This window comes from Sanguibacter sp. Z1732, from assembly GCF_051020515.1.
Classification (GTDB): Bacteria; Actinomycetota; Actinomycetes; order Actinomycetales; family Beutenbergiaceae; genus CALKWS01.
Map to the genome: position 1 here is coordinate 2,949,856 of NZ_CP194857.1, position 18,190 is coordinate 2,968,045.

At 69.2% G+C, this 18,190-nt stretch carries 15 protein-coding genes and 2 pseudogenes; 10 read left to right on the top strand and 7 right to left on the bottom strand.

Annotated elements, in window-relative coordinates; all coding sequences use genetic code 11:
• Positions 1–92: 92 nt before the first annotated feature.
• On the top strand, positions 93–1,442 hold the full coding sequence (locus ACRRRO_RS15490) for an ABC transporter substrate-binding protein (RefSeq protein ID WP_424795862.1): 1,350 nt from the start codon (positions 93–95) through the stop codon (positions 1,440–1,442).
• Between the two features lie 128 nt (positions 1,443–1,570).
• Positions 1,571–2,269 (top strand): NAD(P)-binding oxidoreductase, encoded by a 699-nt coding sequence (locus ACRRRO_RS15495; protein WP_424795863.1) that lies wholly within the window; start codon positions 1,571–1,573, stop codon positions 2,267–2,269.
• Positions 2,270–2,314: 45 nt separating this feature from the next.
• Here ACRRRO_RS15495 and ACRRRO_RS15500 read toward each other — a convergent pair whose 3' ends face one another.
• Positions 2,315–3,037 (bottom strand): IclR family transcriptional regulator, encoded by a 723-nt coding sequence (locus ACRRRO_RS15500; RefSeq protein WP_424788861.1) that lies wholly within the window; start codon positions 3,035–3,037, stop codon positions 2,315–2,317.
• 114 nt (positions 3,038–3,151) lie between these two features.
• Here ACRRRO_RS15500 and leuC point away from each other — a divergent pair.
• The 3 genes and pseudogenes from leuC (at position 3,152) to ACRRRO_RS15515 (ending at position 6,659) form a co-directional block, all read left to right on the top strand.
• Positions 3,152–4,635, top strand: a pseudogene (gene leuC, locus ACRRRO_RS15505) (3-isopropylmalate dehydratase large subunit).
• Between the two features lie 11 nt (positions 4,636–4,646).
• Entirely contained in the window at positions 4,647–5,285 is a 639-nt protein-coding gene (leuD, locus tag ACRRRO_RS15510; protein WP_424795865.1) for a 3-isopropylmalate dehydratase small subunit, read from the top strand.
• Positions 5,286–5,477: 192 nt separating this feature from the next.
• Positions 5,478–6,659, top strand: a complete 1,182-nt coding sequence (locus tag ACRRRO_RS15515; RefSeq protein ID WP_434080545.1) for a phosphotransferase — start codon at positions 5,478–5,480, stop codon at positions 6,657–6,659.
• 70 nt (positions 6,660–6,729) lie between these two features.
• Here the strand turns inward: ACRRRO_RS15515 and ACRRRO_RS15520 are convergent.
• Positions 6,730–8,086, bottom strand: a pseudogene (locus ACRRRO_RS15520) (glycoside hydrolase domain-containing protein).
• Between the two features lie 333 nt (positions 8,087–8,419).
• Between ACRRRO_RS15520 and ACRRRO_RS15525 the strand changes: the two are divergent.
• Positions 8,420–9,145, top strand: coding sequence for a hypothetical protein (locus ACRRRO_RS15525; protein WP_434080546.1), 726 nt, complete (start codon positions 8,420–8,422; stop codon positions 9,143–9,145).
• Between the two features lie 45 nt (positions 9,146–9,190).
• On the opposite strand, the gene poxB is transcribed toward ACRRRO_RS15525, so the two are convergent.
• Positions 9,191–10,909 carry a ubiquinone-dependent pyruvate dehydrogenase gene (gene poxB, locus ACRRRO_RS15530; RefSeq protein WP_424795869.1) on the bottom strand — a complete coding sequence of 573 codons (1,719 nt, stop codon included), beginning with the start codon at positions 10,907–10,909 and terminating at the stop codon, positions 9,191–9,193.
• Positions 10,910–11,054: 145 nt separating this feature from the next.
• Between poxB and ACRRRO_RS15535 the strand changes: the two genes are divergently transcribed.
• The 4 genes from ACRRRO_RS15535 (at position 11,055) to ACRRRO_RS15550 (ending at position 14,961) form a co-directional block, all read left to right on the top strand.
• Positions 11,055–11,429: a VOC family protein gene (locus tag ACRRRO_RS15535; RefSeq protein ID WP_424795870.1), complete on the top strand. Its 375-nt coding sequence runs from the start codon at positions 11,055–11,057 to the stop codon at positions 11,427–11,429.
• Between the two features lie 78 nt (positions 11,430–11,507).
• Complete coding sequence (locus ACRRRO_RS15540) at positions 11,508–12,374, top strand: TIGR03619 family F420-dependent LLM class oxidoreductase (RefSeq protein WP_424795871.1); 867 nt, start codon at positions 11,508–11,510, stop codon at positions 12,372–12,374.
• 328 nt (positions 12,375–12,702) lie between these two features.
• The gene (murA, locus tag ACRRRO_RS15545) at positions 12,703–14,016 is read left to right on the top strand and encodes a UDP-N-acetylglucosamine 1-carboxyvinyltransferase (RefSeq protein ID WP_434080547.1); all 1,314 of its coding nucleotides are present in this window, start codon (positions 12,703–12,705) and stop codon (positions 14,014–14,016) included.
• Positions 14,017–14,139: 123 nt separating this feature from the next.
• A complete protein-coding gene (locus tag ACRRRO_RS15550) occupies positions 14,140–14,961 on the top strand; it encodes a lysophospholipase (RefSeq protein ID WP_424795873.1) in 822 nt (273 codons plus the stop codon).
• Here the strand turns inward: ACRRRO_RS15550 and ACRRRO_RS15555 are convergent.
• The 4 genes from ACRRRO_RS15555 to ACRRRO_RS15570 all read right to left on the bottom strand — a co-directional run bounded on the left by ACRRRO_RS15555 (position 14,930) and on the right by ACRRRO_RS15570 (position 18,159).
• The gene (locus tag ACRRRO_RS15555) at positions 14,930–15,340 is read right to left on the bottom strand and encodes a hypothetical protein (RefSeq protein ID WP_424795874.1); all 411 of its coding nucleotides are present in this window, start codon (positions 15,338–15,340) and stop codon (positions 14,930–14,932) included. The two genes, ACRRRO_RS15550 and ACRRRO_RS15555, sit on opposite strands and share 32 nt — an antisense overlap.
• 46 nt (positions 15,341–15,386) lie before the next feature.
• The gene (gene focA, locus ACRRRO_RS15560) at positions 15,387–16,265 is read right to left on the bottom strand and encodes a formate transporter FocA (protein WP_424795875.1); all 879 of its coding nucleotides are present in this window, start codon (positions 16,263–16,265) and stop codon (positions 15,387–15,389) included.
• A 127-nt stretch (positions 16,266–16,392) separates the two neighbouring features.
• Positions 16,393–16,623, bottom strand: a complete 231-nt coding sequence (locus ACRRRO_RS15565) for a hypothetical protein (protein ID WP_424788850.1) — start codon at positions 16,621–16,623, stop codon at positions 16,393–16,395.
• A 15-nt stretch (positions 16,624–16,638) separates the two neighbouring features.
• Positions 16,639–18,159, bottom strand: a complete 1,521-nt coding sequence (locus ACRRRO_RS15570) for a molybdopterin-dependent oxidoreductase (RefSeq protein WP_424795876.1) — start codon at positions 18,157–18,159, stop codon at positions 16,639–16,641.
• Between the last annotated feature and the right edge of the window lie 31 nt (positions 18,160–18,190).

An 18,190-nucleotide genomic window follows, 5' to 3' on the forward strand; every position in this document is an offset into this window, starting at 1 on the left:
ACGTGGGGCGCTCCGGCGGCTTGGGTCTCGACCGACCCCGGCGCCACGCCCAGCCCGCATGAAAGCGTGACCTTCGAGAGGACGATGGAGTCATGACAGCAGTGAGAAGCAGACGACGGCTACGGCTTGCCACCGCGCTCGTGCTCGGGGCCGGGTTGGTCGTGGCAGGGTGCGCCCAGGATGCGCCCTCGGATGAACCGGAACCGGACAGTGGCGCCGAGGACGGTGCGGCCGACGGTGAGGAAACCTCCGGTGAGGACGTCGAACTGCGGATGTACTGGTGGGGCTCGGACCTGCGGCACCGGATCACCGAGGAGGCCATCCAGGCCTATGAGGCCGAGAACCCCGGTGTCACGGTTCAGGCTGAGTACGCCGACTGGTCGGCCTACTGGGACCGCTTGGCCACGATGACCGCCGGCGGGGACATGCCCGACATCATCCAGATGGACCTGCAGTTCCTGTCCGAGTACGCCGCCCGTGGAAGCCTGGCCGATCTGGAGAACCTCCCGATCGACTTCAGCGAATGGGATGAGGGCACGGTGGACAACGGGCGCACGCCCGACGGGCTGTTCGCTGCGGTCGCGGGGATCAACGCCCAGGTCGCCCTGCTCAACCCGGCGGTGTTCGAGGAGGCCGGCGTGGACCTGCCCGATGACACCACCTGGACGTGGGACGACTACCTCGAGATCGGCCAGCAGATCAGTGACTCGGGAGTCGGGTACGGCACGTCTCCGATCATCTCCGACCACGCTGCCGAGGCGTGGCTCAACCAGCGCGGGCTCAGTCTGTTCACTGACGACGGCGGGCTCGGGTTCGAGGCCGCCGACCTGGCCGAGTACTACGCCTACATCGAGGAACTCACCGAGAGCGGCGCAGCACCGGACCCGGCGACCCAGGCCGATGACATCTCGGCACCCTTGGACCAGTCCCTGTTCGGCACCGGGCAGAGTGCGATGAGCTTCTGGTGGAGTAACCAGTTGGCCGCGGTGGAGGACGCCTCCGGGACCGATATCGAGATCGCGCTGCGGCCCAGTTCCAACGCCGGGGACTCACCCAGCGGGACGTACTACAAGGCCTCGATGTTCTTCTCCATCGCCGAGACCAGCCCGCATCAGGAGGAGGCTGCCGCGTTCCTGGATTTCATGCTCAACAGCGAGGAGGCGGCTCCGATCGTCCTCGCCGAGCGGGGCATCGCGCCGAATCTGACGGTGCGTGAGGCGATGCTTGATGACCTCACCGAGGCCGACGTGCGGGTGTCGGAGTACATCGATGACATCGCCGACGTCGTGGACTCCCCGCCGCCGATCCCGCCCGAGGGCGGCAGCGTGGCCCAGGAACTGATCCAGCGGATCGGTCTTGAGGTGGTCTTCGGCCAGTCCACTCCGGAGGAGGCCGCCGAATCGGCCTACGCCGAACTGTCCGACAGTGTGGTGGGGGGCTGAACCGCAGTTGATCGTGCGTGATCTGGCTTGATCACGTGTGAGGGGACCACCCCGGAGATCTCGGCGAGACCGAGGCTCCGGGGTGGTTCAACGAGCGCCCGGCGCCCGGTGTGCCTACGGTGGCGAACATGCGAGTAGTCATTGCAGGAGGGCACGGACAGATCGCCATGCATCTACTGCGCCGCCTCGTCGAGCGCGGTGATGCGCCAGTTGGCCTGGTTCGCAATCCCGATCATGTCGGCGACCTGGAGAGAATCGGCGCGCAGGCGCAGGCGCAGGTGCTGGACCTGGAGCAGACCGATGAGGCCTTGGTGGCCGACGCTCTCGCCGGCGCCGATGCTGCGGTTTTCGCCGCCGGGGCGGGCCCCGGGAGCGGGGCGGCCCGCAAGGACACGATGGACCGGGCCGGGGCGGAGTTGTTCGCCAGGGCCGCCGTCCGGGCCGGCGTGCGCCGGCACGTGCTGATCTCGGCGATGCGGGCCACGAGGGACCCCGGACCGGACGTGGAGGAGGTCTTCGCCGCCTACCTGCGCGCCAAGGGCGCCGCGGAGGAGGCGGTCCAGGCGATGGATCTGGACTGGACCATCCTGCGTCCGGGCATGCTGACCAACAATGAGGCCACCGGCCTGGTGGAACTTGGGTCCGCGGTGGCCCGGGGCGAGGTATCCCGTGCCGATGTGGCCGCAGTGATCGTCGCGTTGCTGGACAGCCCGGCCACCGCCGGGATGGTGCTGGAGGTCGTCGGCGGTCAGCAGCCCATCAAGGATGCCGTGGCCGAGTTGTTCGACACCACCCGGATCGAGCATCCCCGCTCGAAGCGCGGCTGAGTTCGGACCTCAGGAGGCCGTAGCGGCGATCCCGCCCGCCACGGTTCAGTCCTCCGGGGTGGAGCGCAGCACGTCGGTGAGGCGGTTTGCGGCTGCCATCACCGCGTTGGCGTGCAGCCGGCCGGGCATGCGCGTCATCCGCTCCACCGGCCCGGAGATGGACACCGCGGCGATCACCCGGCCCGACGGTCCGCGCACCGGCGCGGAGACCGAGGCGACCCCGGCGTCACGTTCGGCAACCGACTGTGCCCAGCCACGTCGTCGGACCCCGGAGAGCACCGTGGCGGTGAACTTGGCGCCGTGCAGACCTCGGTGCAACCGATCCGGTTCCTCCCAGGCCAGCAGGACCTGGGCGGCCGAGCCGGCCTCCATCGTCAGCGTGGCCCCCACCGGGATGGAGTCGCGCAACCCCATCTGCTTCTCCGCCGCGGCCACGCAGATGCGTTGATCACCCTGGCGGCGGAACAGTTGCGCGCTCTCGCCGCTGTGGTCACGTAGGGCGGTCAGCACCGATCCGGCTGCGGCGAGCAGCCGGTCCTCGCCCGCGGCCGAGGCCAGTTCGGCCAACCGGGGGCCCAGGATGAAGCGGCCCTGCATGTCCCGCGCCACCAGCCGGTGGTGCTCCAGGGCGACCGCCAGGCGGTGCGCGGTGGGGCGGGCCAGATGGGTGGAAGCGACCAGTTGCGCCAGGGTGGCGGGCCCGGCCTCCAGGGCACCGAGCACGGTGGCGGCTTTATCCAGCACGCCGACTCCGCTAGAGTTGTCCATAGGACGATACTGCCGTCTCGGGACGTGAGACGCAAGTCCCGCTGCGCGGCAGGGCGAGGATCCTGTGGTGAACCGGGCGGAACCGCCCGCTGGAAGAAGTGGAAGGTGATGGCGATGGCCGGAACTCTGGCTGAGAAGGTCTGGCGTGACCATGTGGTGCGCCGCGGCGATGCAGGGGCACCGGACCTGCTCTACATCGACCTGCACCTGGTGCACGAGGTGACCAGCCCGCAGGCGTTCGAGGGCCTGCGCCTGGCCGGGCGTCAGGTACGGCGCCCGGACCTGACCCTGGCGACCGAGGACCACAACACCCCCACCCTCGACATCGACCTGCCGATCGCCGACCCCACCTCGCGCACCCCCAGATCCAGACGCTGCGCAACAACGCCGAGGAGTTCGGGATCCGGCTGCACTCCCTGGGCGATGCCGATCAGGGCATCGTGCACGCCGTGGGGCCCCAGCTCGGTCTGACCCAGCCGGGCATGACGGTGGTCTGCGGTGACTCCCACACCTCCACCCACGGTGCCTTCGGGGCGCTGGCCTTCGGCATCGGTACCTCCGAGGTGGAGCACGTGCTGGCCACCCAGACCCTGCCACTGACGCCGTTCAAGACGATGTCGATCACCGTCAACGGCGAACTTCCCCCGGGCACCACGTCCAAGGACATCATCCTGGCGATCATCGCCAAGATCGGCACCGGCGGCGGTCAGGGCTACGTGCTGGAGTACCGCGGTGAGGCGATCCGCAACCTGTCCATGGAAGCGCGGATGACGGTCTGCAACATGTCGATCGAGGCCGGCGCACGGGCGGGCATGATCGCCCCGGATGAGACCACGTTCGCCTACCTCAAGGGCCGCCCGCACGCCCCCGAGGGTGCGGACTGGGACGCCGCGGTGGAGTACTGGAAGACGCTGCGCAGCGATGACGACGCGACTTTCGACGCCGAGGTGGTGCTCGAGGCAGCGGATCTGGAGCCGTTCGTGACCTGGGGCACCAACCCGGGCCAGGGTCTGCCACTGTCCGCGTCGGTGCCGGTGCCGGAGGAGATCGCCGAGGACAACGAGCGCACCGCCGCCGAGCGGGCGATCGAGTACATGGACCTGGTGCCCGGTCGCCCGCTGCGGGAAATCCCGGTGGACACGGTGTTCATCGGCTCGTGCACCAACGGCCGGATCGAGGACCTGCGCTCGGTGGCCAAGGTGGTCAAGGGCCGCAAGAAGGCCGACGACGTGCGCGTCCTGGTCGTCCCTGCCTCGGCCCGCGTCCGGCTGCAGGCCGAGGCCGAGGGTCTGGATCAGATCTTCACCGACTTCGGAGCCGAGTGGCGCAACGCCGGTTGCTCGATGTGCCTGGGCATGAACCCCGACCAGCTCGCCCCCGGTGAGCGGGCGGCCTCCACCTCCAACCGCAACTTCGAGGGCCGCCAGGGCAAGGGTGGGCGCACCCATCTGGTCTCCCCGCTCGTGGCCGCGGCGACCGCGGTACGCGGCACCCTGTCTGCGGTGGCCGACCTGGAGTGGGATACCGAGGTGGATCTGACCAGTTTCGACGGCACCCCACTGGCGCCGTTGGACCCCAACGCGTTGATGCACGTCTGAGAGGGAGAACGATGGAGAAGTTCACGACGCACATCGGGATCGGTGTTCCCCTGCGGCGCAGCAACATCGACACCGACCAGATCATCCCGGCGGTCTACCTCAAGCGCGTGACCCGCACGGGATTCGAGGACGCCTTGTTCGCCGCGTGGCGCAATGACCCCGAGTTCGTGCTCAACCACGAGGTCTACCGCTCCGGCTCCGTGCTGGTGGCCGGTCCGGACTTCGGCACCGGCTCCTCCCGCGAGCACGCGGTGTGGGCGCTGAAAGACTACGGCTTCCGGGTGGTGCTGGCGGCCAGGTTCGCCGACATCTTCCGCGGCAACTCCGGCAAGCAGGGCCTGCTGGCCGCCGAGGTCGCCCAGGAGGACATCGAACTGATCTGGAAGGCCCTCGAGGCCCAGCCCGGCCTGGAGATCACGGTGGACCTGGAGCAACGCACCGTGATCTGTGGCGACATCGTGGCGTCCTTCGCCATCGATGAATACACCCGCTGGCGCCTGATGGAGGGGCTCGATGACATCGGCCTGACCATGGAGCGCGAGGATGACATCGCCGCGTTCGAGGCCGAGCGCGCGGACTGGCGTCCCAAGACGCTGCCGGCCAAGCACCTGCCGAGCGTGCCGATCGAGGCGGCCCGCTCGGTCGGCTGATCGCAGCCCGGGATACGAAATGGCACGACCTGAAGCGGTGCCACCCCACGGGGCGTGATCGCATCGACAGTCGCCGCACGCGAGCCGATCCGGGTCGATGAGGCCGAATCCTCAGGACCGCGGACCTGAGGAGGGGCCGAGGAGCGCATGCTGCCGGAGTTGGTGAGACCGACGCACCCAGACGCTGAGGGGTTGGGGATCAGCGGCGACCTCTCGGTGAGCCGAATCTGGCCACGGGGCGCGGGGCGGGTGAGCCTGGAACTGCTCGGCCCGGCGGGGGAGTTGCTGGCCGGGCAGATGATCGAGGACGACGGCGACCGGCGCCGCGTCATGGCCGCCACCTCGGGCAGGGCCCGGGCCGGCGGCGACGTGGTGCTCGCGCCGGCTCTGGATGGGCGTGGCGCGACCGTCGGCACGGTCCTGGTGCAGGCTCGCGGCGCGGATCGGCGACTGCAGGCGCTGCCGCACCTGCTGACCGAGCCGGGGTCGCACCTGTTGGTGCACCGTCCGGAGCGGCGCGCGGTGGTCTACCTGCCGGGTGGCCCCGAGGTGGTTGCCGGTGCCGGAGCACCGGACCAGGCGTCGGGCGCGGGAACCTACGCGCGGGTGTTCCGGGCCGGGCGCACCGCCGCGGTCGTGCGTAGCGCCCGGTTGGGGGTGCATGTGCTCGGTGGCCTGCCAGGCTTCGCCGCCCCGGGGGTGGTGGAGCACCGGGAGGGTGGCGGCGTGGTGGTCACCTCCGCCCTGCCCGGCGAGAGCCTGCGCGCCCTGCTCGGCACCGAACAAGCCGCTGCGATGGTCCGCGCCGGGGCCGCTGGTCTGGGCCATCTGTTGCGCCACCTGGCTCGGGCCCCGGTCCCCGGGGACCTCCCGGTGCGCGACGCGGCGGCCGAACTGGCCTGGGTCGGGGTGTGGATCGAGCGCGTGCGGCAACACCTTCCCCGGGTCCACCCCCGGCTCCCGGCTGGGCTGGAACTCATCGCCGATCACCTGGACCGCAGGCCCGCGACCGGCACCGGAATCATCCACGGCGACCTGCATGACGGACAGGTCCTCATCAGCCGGACACCCACCGGCCGGACACCCACCGGCCCGGCACTCGATGACGCCACCGCCTCGGTGGGTGTGTGCTGGACTGGGATACCGTCGCGGTCGGGGAGGGGGCGCTGGATGCCGCCAACGTGTGGGCGCACACCGACCTGCGGCGCCTGCTGGGCCACTGGCCTGCCGACTGGGCCACGGACTTCTGGACCACCGTCGTCGAGCATTGGGACCCGGCCCCCGCGGAACTGGACCGGGCCACCGCCTATCGCCGTCTCCTCCTGCTACGACTGGCGTGCCAGTACGCCTTCCGCCCCGCTCACGCGCACGTGACGCAGGACCTGCTCGCGCTGGCCATGTATGGGAGTACGGACGGTCGAGGAGGACGGACTGCCACGGACCACTACGGGCACCGGGGGATGGGAGCGCTGTAACCGGTGTTCGACCGGTTCGAGACGTAGTAGTCGCTCACCCACCGGCCGTCCCGCAGCCGGTTCCACACCGTGGTGGTGCCTACCCGGGAGCCCGCCCTCTGGCAGGTCACGTAGGCCAAGGCACCACGGGGCAGCGGGCTGCCGGTCGTCCGGTAGGTGACACCCGGGCCGGTGCGAGCGTTCAGTGAGGCCGTAGTGACCTGGCCCGGGTACATGCACCTGGGCAGCGCGGAGGTGAAGCCGGTGTTGGAGGCGGTCGAGACCCACCGATCGCTGACCCACGCCCCGGACGTCAGCCGGTTCCACACCGAGGTGGTGCCCACCCTGCTCCCACTGCCCTGGCACACCACCGACAGGGTCGCACCGGGGTTGTAGGTGCGCACCACCGAAGAAGACGTGCTCGGTCCGGTGCGGGCGTTGAGCGGGGTGGTGCTGGTGACCCGGTATGTCCGAGCCACGGTGGCCACCGGTCCCCGGACGCGGTCATTGTCGATGTTGAGCCGCACCCCGCCCCAGGTCTCGTTGTGGTCACCGCGGTACTGCTTGGCCCGCTGCCACACCGCCCACTGGGAGTTGGACGCCGTCGGCCACCCGGTCAGCGAGGAGTTGCCGTCCCACCGGGCTATCCAGACCGCATCGGGACCGCGCGTAGGTCGAGGAGGTGTAACTGGCCGCCAGGTCCCGCAGGCCGGAGTCCTGGTGTACGTAGACACCGGCAAGGTAGCCCGAGGCGTGCAGGGTCTTGGTCCACGCCGACACGTACCTGCGCACGGCAGTACGGCAGGAGGCGTCGGCGCGGTTGTAGTGCTCGACATCGGCGTACAGCGCGCTGCCCGGAAGCAGACCGAGCGACCGTGCCCGGGCCAGCGCATCCTTGGCGTCGGCGTTGCCGCGCGAGGTCGCGTTCGAGGCGGTGTAACGGTAGGGCTTGTCACCGTGCATGCAACTGGGTTGGTCACCCATGTAGGTGGGCAGCAGTCGCCAGCCCATCGCGTGGGCGTCCCGCACCCACGCCCTGGTGAGGTTGGGCTGGTCGCAGCCACGGTTGCGGCCGCCGAAGTAGATGTTCACCACGCGGTACGGGGAACTCTGGCGCCAGGCCCGGAGGGTGGACAGGGGCGGCGCCGCACAGGTGTCGAAGCCCGAGGCGTCGGCCCTGGTGGCCGAGGAACCGTCAGGATAGGTGATCTTCGTCTCCGGCTCCGCCATCACCGGTTGGGCGCTCGGTCCGAGGAAGTCGACCGACAGCACCGCCAGACCCACGAACAGGGCCAGGGCTCCGATGGGACCCGCTCCGAAATGCGATCGCTTCCGCTCCTGCGACATGACGCACCTCCGGGTCAGTCCCCGTCCTACTGCACAGAGTGCGCCTATTACCCGCGGTGCGCAAGGGGCGGAGGTACCTGGCAGACCCGGCGGCCGGGTATCGCCCGACGACGCGCTGGGCCCGGCCCACCCTGAGTGGCGTGCGGTGATCGGCGATGTGGCGCAGCAGCCGTGCCAGGATGCCTGGCATGGAACCGTTGCCGAAGTACTGGAGCCCGGCGGAGGACCGGGTCCAGGACCCCGCGGGCAAGACCTACGTGCTGCGCCTGTGGGGGTGGTCGGTCACCTCGCCCAGCCATGCCGCCGTGGTCGCCGCCCCGCCGACTGGGGGAGGTGCTGCAGAAGATCCGGACGGGCCGGCCGCTCGGCGGTGGTTACTACCCGCGCACGCCCTTGCGGGAGGAGGTGCTTGAGGAGATCCGCGACGCAGGCGGCGACCTGATCGGGGTGATCACGCGCAATGCCTACGGCGCCGCCATCCTCAACACCGATCGGATCCTGATCGCCGACGTCGACGATCCGGCCGCGCAGGCCTCGCCCGGGCTGCTGAGCGCCCTCGGCCGGCTCTTCGGCCGTGGCAAGCGGGACCAGCCGGCCGGACCGGAGGACAACCCGGTGCTGGCGCGGATCGAGGAGTTCGCCCGGGTCCGGCCGCACCTGGGGGTGTACGTCTACCGGACCGCCGCGGGCTTCCGGGTGCTCATCACCGGCGTGCACGCGGCACCGGATTCGGCCGAGGCCGGCGAGATCCTCACCGCCCTCGCGTCCGACCCGATCTACGTCCGGTTGTGCACTGTGCACGGCAACTACCGCGCTCGGCTGACTCCCAAACCGTGGCGGTGCGGCATGCGGGCCCTCAAACCGCGCTGGCCCTGGCTCGATGAGCGCGCGGCCGGCACGGCCGCCCAGTGGCTGGACCGGTACCGGGAGCGCACCGGCCACTACGCCGTCTGCCGGCTCCTGCGCGCGGGCCGCACAGCGCCGTCAGCGCAGGAGCGGCAACTCCTGCAGCGACACGACCAGTTCGTGCTCGGCCACGGGGACCTGCCGCTGGCCTGAGCACAGCGAAAGCGCGGCGTGGCCGCTGCCGCGGCGCGCATGGCCTCAGAACACCTGGCGCAGGTTTGCCCGGGCCAGGTCGATCAACTCATCACCGCGACCGGACATCACCGTGCGGATCATGTACAGGGTGAAGCCCTTGACCTGCTCAGCGGTCACCGCCGGTGGCATCGTCAGTTCGTTGGGTTCGGTGACCACATCCAGCAACGCCGGGCCGTCATGGGCGAAGGCCTCATCGATGGCACCGGACAGATCGGCGGACTTCTCCACCCGGAACCCCCGGATGCCCATCGATTCGGCCACCACCGCGAAGTCCGGGTTCATCAGCTCGGTGCCGAACGGCGGGAAGCCGGCCGCCTTCATCTCCAGATCGATGAAGTTCAGCGAGGAGTTGTTGAACACCACGATCTTCACCGGCAACCGGTGCTGGGCCACGGTGAGGAGCTCACCCAGCAGCATCGCCAGGCCACCGTCACCGGCCATCGCCACCACCTGGCGATCGGGATGGGCGAACTGAACCCCGATTGCCTGTGACAGCGCGTTGGCCATGGTGCCGTGCGTGAAGGAGCCGATCAACCGCCGCCGCCCGTTCATGCTCAGGTACCGCGCCGCCCAGACCACCGGGGAGCCGACGTCGGGAATGAACACCGCGTCCTCGGAGGCCTGTTCATCGAGCAGCCGGGTCAGGTACTGCGGCCGGATCGCCCTGCGGCCGCGGGTCGGCGTCGCCAGATCGTCCAGGCGCTCGCGGGTGCGCTGGTAATGCTTGACCGAGGACTCCAGGTGGCGCCGGTCCTTGGACCGCAGCAGCGGGAGCAGGGCGCGGGCCGTCTCACCCACGTCGCCCACCAGGCCCAGATCCAGTCGGGTCCGCCGGCCCAGCTGCTCCCCCCGGATGTCGACCTGGATGATGGTGGCGTCCTCTGGATAGAACTGCTGGTAGGGCAGGTCGGTGCCGAGCATGAGAAGCGTGTCCGCCTCCGCCATCGCGCGGTACCCCGAGGCGAACCCGAGCAGTCCGGTCATACCGACGTCGAAGGGGTTGTCCCAGGCGATGTGTTCCTTACCGCGCATCGCGTGCACGATCGGCGCGGCGAGGGTGTCGGCCAGGGCGAGCACCTCCGCGTGCGCGCCGGCGGTACCGGCGCCGGCCAGGATCGTCACCTTGTCGCAGTTGTTCAGCAGATGTACCGCCCGGCCCAGGTCGTCCTCGGTGGGCAGGACCCGGGGCCGGGCGTGCTGCACCTTGGTGATCGCCTCGTCCGCGGCCTCGAGCAGGGCCACGTCCCCGGGGATCACCAGCACCGCCACGCCCCGGCGCGAGACCGCCTCCTGCATCGCGATCCGTAACGCCCGGGGCATCTGCTCGGTGCTGGTGACCGTCTCGGTCCACACGCTGCACTCAGCGAACAAGTCGGTGGGGGTGGTCTCCTGGAAGTAGCCCGAGCCGATCTCACTGCTGGGGATGTGTGCGGCCAGCGCCAGCACCGGCACGCGCGAGCGCTGGGCGTCGTACAACCCGTTCACCAGGTGCAGGTTCCCCGGTCCGGCCGATCCGGCGCACACCGCCAACTCACCGGTCGTGGCGGCCTCGGCGGCGGCGGCCAACGCCCCGGCCTCCTCGTGCCGGACCGTGATCCAGTCCATCTCGGAGGTGCGCATCGCCTCGGTGATCCCGTTCAGGGAGTCCCCGGCGATGCCGTAGATGCGCTGCACACCGTTGGCAGCCAGGTTGTCCACGATGTTCTGGGCGATGGTGACCATGGGGCTCCTCGGTTCGGTCGGCGTCGGCTCTGTCCTCACCGTGCCGCACCGGAGCAGATCGCGCCACAGGTTTGCGCCGGCCCGGCGATCGAGCCGGCGGAGGAATCACCTGTCCGCGGATCCGGCGGCTGGCTAGCCTGAGGTGATGGCCGTGCTACGTAGCCTCGTGATCGACTGTGCCCACCCTGCCGCTCTCGCCCGGTTCTGGGCCGGTGTACTCGACGGATACCGGGTCCGCGACTACGACCGTGCGGAGATCGACAGGCTCGCGGCGCTCGGCCACACTCCGGAATCCGATCCGAGTGTCGCGGTCGATGGCCCCGGCCCCGGCTTCTTCTTCACCCGCGTCCCCGAGGGCAAGGTCACCAAGAACCGGATGCACATGGACATCGAGGTCCGCGACCGGACTGCCGCGGTGGCCACCCTGACCGAGCGGGGTGCCCGGATCGTGCAGGAGTTACCGGCGTGGACCGTGATGGCCGACCCGGAAGGCAATGAGTTCTGCGTGTTCCCGCAGTGACCGCACGCTCAGCCACGAAGCGAGTCAGCCGTTGCGCACTCAGCCCGACCGGATTGCACTGACAGCACGGAGCACGAGATGAAACTGGGGATCTTTGCCGCCACCTACGGTACCTGCGCCGACCCGCGGGCGGCGGTGCGCGTGGCCCGCCACGCGGAGGCCGCGGGCTTGGAGTCGGTTTGGACCGGCGAGCACCTGGTGCTGCCCGATCCCGCACCCGGGAGCGTGCATTTCGACCCGTACCTGCCGTTCCTCGACCCGCTGGTGGGCCTGAGTTGGATCGCGGCGCACACCGAGCACATCCGCCTGGCCACCGGGGTGCTGATCCTGCCCCAGCACGAACCGGTGCTGCTGGCCAAGCAGGCGGCCAGCCTCGATGTGGTCAGCGGCGGGAGGTTCATGCTCGGTGTGGGCGGTGGGTACCTGCCGGCCGGATTCCGGGCCACCGGCGTGCCGATATCGGACCGGGGTGCCCGGGTCGATGCGCACCTGGAGGTGCTGCGCGAGTTGTGGACCGCCGATCATCCCGAGTACCACGGCACGTTCACCACCTTCTCGGGAGTCCAGGCCCGGCCACGCCCGCACCAGGGCGGCGGGCCGCCGATCATCATCGGCGGAGCCAGCGCGCCGGCCCGCCGGAGGGCATTGACCAAGGGGCAGGGGTGGTACGTGTTCAACGTCGACGCGGACCTGGCCCGCGAGGCGACGACGCTGATCCGGACCGAGGCAGGCGAGGTGGACCGGCCCGCGCACCTGGGCCCGCTGGAGGTGACCATCACCCCGAAGGTCCCGTTCGACCAGCGCACCCGGGATGCCTACAGGGATGCGGGTGTGGCACGGGTGGTGCTGCTTCCCGGTGGCGGCCACCGCCGGGACCGGCACGCGCCGGTACCCGTCGGGGAGATCCTGAGGACGATCGACGAGGCGGCCGCCCTGCTGCAGTGAGCGGGCCGGCAAGACGTGCCGGCATGACCTGGCCGCGAGTACGGGCCCGGTGGATGCGGTGCCGGATGCGTACCCGGCGCACTGCAGCCGACCCACGCCGGGTGAACTGCTGCGACGGCCCCGTCGCGGCGGACCGTCCGGACGCTGAGCGGTCACGGCGGTCCTGCGAAGAGTTCGTGATCGTTCTGCGTCGAAGCCCACGCCGCCGTCTCCCGCACGGCCGATCTCGGCCCGGCGCCGTACGCTAGGGGTGCCCCACGGGCATCGATCGGGCACGCGCGTTGCCCACCACGACACGGACACGACCAGGACACGACCAGGAGTACCGATGAGCCTGATGAAGGTACACGGCGGCACACCGCTGCACGGGGAGATCACGGTGCGCGGAGCGAAGAACTTCGTCTCCAAGGCGATGGTGGCCGCGCTGCTCGGCGAGGGCACCAGCGAACTGCGCAACGTGCCCAACATCCGGGACGTCAACATCGTGGGCAATCTGCTCAAACTGCACGGCGTGGTGGTGGAGTGGGACGACGAGGACGGGATCGTGCGCCTGGACCCGGGCAATGTCGAGACCGCGCACAAGGCCGACATCGACACCCACGCCGGTACCTCACGGATCCCGATCCTGTTGTGCGGTCCGTTGCTGCACCGCCTGGGGGAGGCGTTCATCCCGGACCTGGGCGGCTGCCACATCGGGGATCGTCCGATCGACTACCACCTGGAGATCCTGCGCCAGTTCGGCGCTCAGGTGGACAAACTGGACTCCGGCATCCTGATCACCGCCCCCCGGGGGCTGCACGGCACCAAGATCGAACTGCCCTATCCCAGCGTGGGTGCCACCGAACAGTTGCTGCTGACCAGCGTGCGCGCCTACGGCCTGACCGAGTTGCGGAACGCCGCCATCGAGCCGGAGATCATGGATCTGATCGCGGTGCTGCAGCGCATGGGCGCCATCATCTCGGTGGACACCGACCGGGTGATCCGGATCGAGGGGGTTCCGCGCCTGGGCGGTTTCACCCACACGGCGCTTCCGGACCGGATCGAGGCGGCATCCTGGGCCGCCGCCGCTCTGGCCACCCGCGGCGACGTGTTCGTCCGTGGCGCTCGCCAGCCGGACATGATGACCTTCCTGAACACCTTCCGCAAGGTGGGCGGGGAGTTCGACATCCGCGACGAGGGCATCAGGTTCCACCACCCCGGCACCGGGCTGAAGTCGATCGTGCTGGAGACCGACGTGCACCCGGGCTTCATGACCGACTGGCAACAGCCCTTGGTGGTCGCGCTGACCCAGGCCTCGGGACTGTCGATCGTGCACGAGACGGTGTATGAGAACCGGTTCGGCTTCACCCAGGCGTTGCGGCGGATGGGCGCCACGATCCAGGTCTACCGCGAGTGCCTGGGCGGGGGACCGTGCCGGTTCGGGCAGCGCAACTTCCACCACTCCGCGGTGATCTCCGGACCCGCGCCGCTGCGGGCCGCCGACATCGAGGTGCCCGACCTGCGCGGCGGGTTCTCCCACCTGATCGCCGCCCTGGCTGCGGACGGGGTCTCCCAGGTGCGCGGGATCGAACTCATCGACCGCGGGTACGAGGACTTCCGCGGCAAACTCGACGCCCTCGGCGCCAAGGTCGAGTCCGGCTGAGGCCACTCCGCGGAAGGCCGACGGCGGAACCCGCCGTGGTGCACCCCCTCACCCCCGTGCGCCCGGGCCGGTAGGATGGTAGACCCGCGGGTCTGCGGGTCTCGCGCGCGAAGGAGCACACCGATGCAACCCACCCGGACCTGGTCCTTCACCGGAACGAGCGGTCGTATCCATGCCGAGGCATGGGATGTCGAGGGCCGCCCGACCCGCTACGTCGCGGTGCTGTGCCACGGCTACGGCGAGCACATCGGACGCTACGGACACGTCGCCGGTGCGTTGGTGAACGCCGGTGCCGAGGTCTACGGCCTGGATCACACCGGTCACGGCCGCAGCAGCGGGGAGCGGGTGCTCATCACCGATTTCGAGGACGTCGTGGCCGACCTGCACATCGTGATCCGGCACGCCGCGCGGGAGAACCCGGGTATCCCGTTGGTTCTCATCGGCCACTCGATGGGCGGCATGATCGCCGCTCGCTACGCCCAGGTGCACGGCAGTGAACTCAGCGCCCTGGTGCTGTCCGGGCCGGTACTGGGCCGCTGGAGGGCCGCCGAGCAACTCGTAGCGGCTGAGCAGATCCCCGACGAGCCGCTGGATCCGGCCACACTCTCGCGCGATGAGCAGGTCGGTCTCGACTATGCCGCCGACCCGTTGGTGTGGCACGGACCGTTCAAACGCGCCACGGTTCAGGCCATCCTGGACACCCTCGAGCAGATCGACGCCGGCGGAGCGCTCGGGACGTTGCCGACGCTGTGGGTGCACGGAGCCGAGGACGCACTGGTCCCGGTAGCCGACAGCCGTCTCGGGATCGAGGGGCTGGGGGCTGCGAACCTGACCGAACAGGTGCTGCCCGGGGCCCGGCATGAGGTGTTCAACGAGATCAACCGCGATGAGGTGCTCGTCCTGGTCACCACGTTCATCGACGGAGCGCTCGACGGCGCAGGATGAGCAACACCGCCAGGGTCAGGAGCACAACACCCGCGATCGCGAACGGCCACGGGTTCAACAATTCTGACGCCCCGGAGGACGTCTGACCCTGCCAACGCCGGATCCCGGGACCGCCTCGATGGAGCCAGGCCACCCAGAACATCGGGAGAGCGGCCCCGATGAGGAACAGCGGCCAGCCCTGGCCTCGGCTCAACACACCCGTCAGGATCATCACCACCACCGCCCCAGGCAGCACGAACATGCCGATGCTGGGCAGTGAGACGACGCCGAAGACGAGAAGAAACCCGCCGAGCAGCCAGAGGAACCGAACCGCTCCACCGCTGATCGGACCGCGAGCGGCGGGCAGCCCGGTTCGCGCCTTCGGTTCGATCTCCGCCATGAGTCCTCCTTGAGCAGCGCCTACGTGCGGTGACTACTCGCGGTGACTACTCGCCGTCGACCGTCAGTTGCTTACCCGAGCGCCGCACCAGCCGGTGGAAGATCGTCCAGTACATCACACCGATCATCACCCCGCCACCGACGATGTTGCCAAGTGTCACCGGTAACAAGTTGTCCACGTAGAAGGCGCCCCAGGTCAACTCGGCGAAGTCCTCCGCCGCCAGGCCCGTATCTGCCCAGAAGGCGTCATCGGCGGTGGTCTTGATGATGACGCCCAGCGGGATCAGGAACATGTTGGCTACCGAGTGCTCGAAGCCGCTCGCCACGAACAGCGCGATCGGCATCGTCACCGCGACCACCTTGTCGGTGGTGGTGCGCCCGGAGTAGGCCGCCCAGATCGCCAGGCAGACCAGCAGGTTGCACAGCACCCCCAGGGCGAACGCCTCCAGGAAGGAGTGGCTGACTTTGGTGGTGGCGCTGTTCAGCACCACGGTGCCCCAGCCGCCGTCGACCATCCGCCAGGTGCCCGCCACGTACACCAGCACCACCATCGTCAACGCGCCGAGGAAGTTCGCCACGTAGACCACGCCCCAGTTGCGCAGCAGCTGCCACCACGTGATGCGCCCGGAGGCGCGGGCGGTCAGGGTCAGGGTGTTGGAGGTGAACAGTTCCGCACCGGTGAGCACCACCAGCACCAGGCCGGTGGTGAACACCAACCCGCCCAGCACCCGGGCCACGCCCCAGGGCAGTGCCTCCGCGCCGACCTGGCTGGTGACGAAGAAGACGAAGCCCAGGGCGATATAACCCCCGGCGGTCAGCCCGAGCAGGAACGAGGCCAGCGGTCGGTTGACCGCTTTGGAGTAGGCGGCGTCCTCGGCGGCCCGGGCCATCTGGGCCGGGGTGAGGATGCCGTAGGAGTCATTCATCGCAGAACTTCCTCGTTCGGGACGGGATGTCGATGGACGGGCCCACGTCGATCACGGGCGGGCAGCGGGTTCGGAACCGGGCGGGGCCGGGCGTGCTGCGGTTGTGGCCACGCCCGGCCCGCTGGTGTCAGGACAAGCCGTACTGACCGGCATCCTTGACCGCCTTGGCCAGGGCGGCCTTGTCGATCTCGACGTCGTCCTTGTGCTTGATGATCATTCTCGTCTCATCGCCGGAGAGCCGCTCGAAAGCGACGGCTCCCACGTCCTGGACATTGCTGACCGACATGCGCACGGCCAGCACGTCGTCGTTGGAGGTGATGCCACTCAGGGTGTAAATGGTGGAGATCATGGCTGTCATGGCTGGTCCTTGCCTCTAGATGCGGCCGTTGAACGCTTGCATGGCGGAGTCCTCACGGGTGCCGCCACGTCCGTCACCGTACTCGGCGTAGTCGGTGATCCACTCAACGGACTTGACCCACTTCACCATCTTGTAGCCGTGGTTGGACTCCACCCGCAGACGCAAGGGTGCACCCAGGTGGATCTCCAGAGGCTGATCGTTGCGCTCATAGGCCAGGATGGTGTCGTCCTCAGCCAGCATCTCCAGGTCCAGCACCGCGTAGAAGGGTTCGCGTGGCCGGTGATCGTACATCTCCTGGGCCAGCCCGTGGGACTCGATCATCACGTAGTTGGCCTCGGCCGGGCGGGGGCCGAGCAGGTCCAGCACGTCCCGGACACGCACCCCGCCCCACTTGGAGGTGGCCGACCACCCCTGCATACAGGTGTGGATGGCGATGTACTCGGTCTTCGGCAGTGCCTTGAGGTCATCGAGGCTGAGCTCGAGGACCTTGCCGTCGACCTCCCCGCCGACTCTCAGGCGCCAGTCCTTCCACTCGTTGTCGCGGTGGGTCAGCCACTCGGTGGATTCGTCCTTGGTGGGCGGCAGGCCGTTGGTCCAGTGGAACTCGGAGAGGTCCTCGGTGGTGTAGGTGTTCTGCTTGCCCATCCGCGGCTTCATCCAGTTCAGGGTCAGTTTGCGCACCGGCTCGGTCGCGGCGACCAGGAACCGCTGGGCCCGGGCACGGTCCGAGAGGGACCAGTAACTCAGCGCGATCCAGAAGGCGAAGACCACCACGATGGTGGCGATGACGATGGTGAAGGCCTGTGCGTACCGGGAGGTGTCGGTGACGCCGAAGACCATGTGCGCGAGGTTGTACTCGGGGTGGACCAGGAACACCAGGCCCACGTGCATGATGATGAACAGGGTCATGATGACCATGCCGACGAAATGCAGCGAACGCGCGCCCTGATGACCTCCGAGCGCCTTGACGAACCAGGGGAAGCGCGAGCGCACCGCCGGGGCCATGCCGAGGCCGGTGAGAATCATGAACGGCGCGACGATGAAGATGATGAAGGTGTAGCCGAGCATCTGCAGGGCGTCGTAGGGCTGGAAGTGCTCGATGCTGGGCACGCCGAACCCGAGGTAGATCACCAGGGAGTCCCAGGCCTCGCCGAAGACGTCCCAGGAGGTCGGGATGATGCGCCGCCACAGGCCGGTCCCGAAGAGCAGGGCGACGTAGACGAGGCCGTTGAGCAGCCACAGCGAGGTGCCCAGGCCGTGCCAGTGCCGGCCCAGCCCGATGTTCTTACGGCCCGGCAGCCCGATCAGCGGGTGCAGGCTGCGCTCGTCCATGAGCGAGGTGTAGACGCCCTCTTCCTTGGGCAGTGTGCGGCGGGTGAACTTCAGCCACTCGGTTCCCGGCTTGCAGTCGTTGCGCCACCAGAAGCGGGGCAGCGAGGAGATGATCTCCCAACCACTGCGAATCAGGATCCCGATGAGTACGAAGTTGATCAGGTGCGACGCGCGCAACCAGAGCGGAAAATCGCCGCCGTCCATGCCGGCCTCCATTGATGTTGGGTCGTGTCGT

What these genes read in the sequence shown, in the direction of transcription:
- ACRRRO_RS15495 (WP_424795863.1), top strand. Translation starts at nt 1,571, where the DNA reads ATGCGAGTAGTCATTGCAGGAGGGCACGGACAGATCGCCATGCATCTA.
- murA (WP_434080547.1), top strand. Translation starts at nt 12,703, where the DNA reads ATGAGCCTGATGAAGGTACACGGCGGCACACCGCTGCACGGGGAGATC.
- leuD (WP_424795865.1), top strand. Translation starts at nt 4,647, where the DNA reads ATGGAGAAGTTCACGACGCACATCGGGATCGGTGTTCCCCTGCGGCGC.
- ACRRRO_RS15535 (WP_424795870.1), top strand. Translation starts at nt 11,055, where the DNA reads ATGGCCGTGCTACGTAGCCTCGTGATCGACTGTGCCCACCCTGCCGCT.
- ACRRRO_RS15500 (WP_424788861.1), bottom strand. Translation starts at nt 3,037, where the DNA reads ATGGACAACTCTAGCGGAGTCGGCGTGCTGGATAAAGCCGCCACCGTG.
- poxB (WP_424795869.1), bottom strand. Translation starts at nt 10,909, where the DNA reads ATGGTCACCATCGCCCAGAACATCGTGGACAACCTGGCTGCCAACGGT.
- ACRRRO_RS15540 (WP_424795871.1), top strand. Translation starts at nt 11,508, where the DNA reads ATGAAACTGGGGATCTTTGCCGCCACCTACGGTACCTGCGCCGACCCG.
- ACRRRO_RS15490 (WP_424795862.1), top strand. Translation starts at nt 93, where the DNA reads ATGACAGCAGTGAGAAGCAGACGACGGCTACGGCTTGCCACCGCGCTC.
- ACRRRO_RS15555 (WP_424795874.1), bottom strand. Translation starts at nt 15,340, where the DNA reads ATGGCGGAGATCGAACCGAAGGCGCGAACCGGGCTGCCCGCCGCTCGC.
- focA (WP_424795875.1), bottom strand. Translation starts at nt 16,265, where the DNA reads ATGAATGACTCCTACGGCATCCTCACCCCGGCCCAGATGGCCCGGGCC.
- ACRRRO_RS15570 (WP_424795876.1), bottom strand. Translation starts at nt 18,159, where the DNA reads ATGGACGGCGGCGATTTTCCGCTCTGGTTGCGCGCGTCGCACCTGATC.
- ACRRRO_RS15565 (WP_424788850.1), bottom strand. Translation starts at nt 16,623, where the DNA reads ATGACAGCCATGATCTCCACCATTTACACCCTGAGTGGCATCACCTCC.
- ACRRRO_RS15550 (WP_424795873.1), top strand. Translation starts at nt 14,140, where the DNA reads ATGCAACCCACCCGGACCTGGTCCTTCACCGGAACGAGCGGTCGTATC.